Origin of the sequence: Streptococcus sanguinis, assembly GCF_020729765.1 — a bacterium.
Taxonomy (GTDB): domain Bacteria; phylum Bacillota; class Bacilli; order Lactobacillales; family Streptococcaceae; genus Streptococcus; species Streptococcus sanguinis_Q.
This window is the reverse complement of the sequence record NZ_JAJEPD010000022.1, coordinates 1-1812: the sequence shown is the minus strand read 5'-3', so window position 1 is coordinate 1812 and position 1812 is coordinate 1. Positions and strand designations below refer to the sequence as shown.

Below are 1812 nucleotides of genomic sequence, written 5' to 3'. Positions count from 1 at the left end.
ACAAATACTAGATTTAATGAGAGAGAAAGGAGAGGATAATTTTTCTGATTTTCTCCGTAAAAGCTTACTATTGTCTGATGGACAAAAACAGATGGAAAAATGGTTCAATCTTTGGAAAAAACAAAAGTTGGAACAAATTAGCCGTGATGTTCATGAAATATTAATAATTGCTAAAATAAATCATCAGGTTACTCAAGAACATGTTTCTATTTTGTTAACTTGTATTCAGGAATTAATTAAAGAGGTAGAAAAAACAAGTCCTCTTAGTGAAGATTTTCGTAACAAATAGAAACATGTTCTTGAGTAACCTGATGATTTATTTTAGCAATTATTAATATTTCATGAACATCACGGCTAATTTGTTCCAACTTTTGTTTTTTCCAAAGATTGAACCATTTTTCCATCTGTTTTTGTCCATCAGACAATAGTAAGCTTTTACGGAGAAAATCAGAAAAATTATCCTCTCCTTTCTCTCTCATTAAATCTAGTATTTGTTTTTCTTCCGTTTCTGTTAAGCGAAATTGTTTCCGAATACAACGTATATCTCTTTTCATATGGCTTTTCCTCCTTTATTGATACCTGTACTTACAATGTAAGCTTACAGACACTGTCAGTACATTTTTCAAAATAGCTTCAACATTTTTGTAAGGCTTTGCGAGCTCAGATATTGTGTCCACAATATCCCAAAAATCATATCGCCAGCCTATCAAAACCTTCTAGTTTTGAAAGCTAAMAATATGATAACTTGGTGGCTCCGCCCCCAAACCCCCAGTGAAAAATCAAGACTTGATTTTCTTAGGAATGATTTAAGAATAACAAGGTTAATTTGGAAAAGTTATCACATCATCAAAAATAAGGTAAGAAAAAAGAGAGCTAATGCTCTCTAAGAAAATTATTACTCTTTTAATTAACTCACCACASTTTATAAAGAACCTTTTAATTCACGGACATTCTTATAGTCAATGTCAACTTTTGGATATGAATTTGCAAACTTATATCCCATAAATAGAGCATTATGGTCACTATACGTTGATAAAATAATTTGATATCTATCTATAATCCCGTGACGCAAAATCTCAATAAAGGACAATACATTCATTGCATCCATATCCTGAATAGGATCATCTATCATCAGGAAATTTAAATTATCAGATAACTTAAACATAGTATTCAGAGATAAAGTAAATGCAAGCGACACAACAGCTAACTGCCCCGTACTTAGCTGATTCATTACATCATGATCATTTTTAGTGTCGGATTTAAATCTAATAATTGCTACCGTTTCATTATCACTACTCGTTGTTTTCTTGTACGTTAAGAAAATCCCCATACCTTGTTGATAATTTTGCAACATTTTTGCTGAGTATATGAAGAATGGGATGCGTAGTTGTTTAACAATGCCTATTTTGAACTTTTTCACCTCTTCTTTATATATAGTATGAATTTCTTTTAACCGTTCTGCAGTTTTTTCCAATATTTTTATTCGACGTGATAAGTCTTGGAACTGTTGATTTTGAACTAGTTTATACTGCTTATCTATATAGAGTTTCTTCTCCTCTAGATCTCCAATACGAATATCCTCTAATACTTCCACTTTACTTTGAAAATATGTAGGAAATATATTCTCAGCATCTGCTATCAAATTCTCATTAATGGCATACTTTTCGTCAATTGCTAAGTGGATAGCCTRTTTTAATTCATGCAATCGACTATTAATCATCGCCATATTTATCTTCGAATATGAACTTGATTCTAATTGGTATGTTTCAAACTGCAATTCAGGAAATTCTTCTCTTAAGTCGCCCAGTTGTC

At 31.5% G+C, this 1812-nt stretch carries 1 protein-coding gene and 2 pseudogenes; 1 reads left to right on the top strand and 2 read right to left on the bottom strand.

Going from position 1 to position 1812, the window contains the following annotated elements:
* On the top strand, nucleotides 1-289 hold a 289-nt coding region (locus K4H96_RS01780), incomplete at its 5' end, for an SAG1252 family conjugative relaxosome accessory protein (RefSeq protein WP_227956333.1).
* Here K4H96_RS01780 and K4H96_RS01775 read toward each other — a convergent pair.
* Nucleotides 285-554 (bottom strand): annotated as a pseudogene (locus K4H96_RS01775) (SAG1252 family conjugative relaxosome accessory protein); the annotation flags it as partial. The gene K4H96_RS01780 and the pseudogene K4H96_RS01775 sit on opposite strands and share 5 nt — an antisense overlap.
* A gap of 368 nt (nucleotides 555-922) precedes the next feature.
* Nucleotides 923-1812, bottom strand: a pseudogene (locus tag K4H96_RS01770) (AAA family ATPase); the annotation flags it as partial.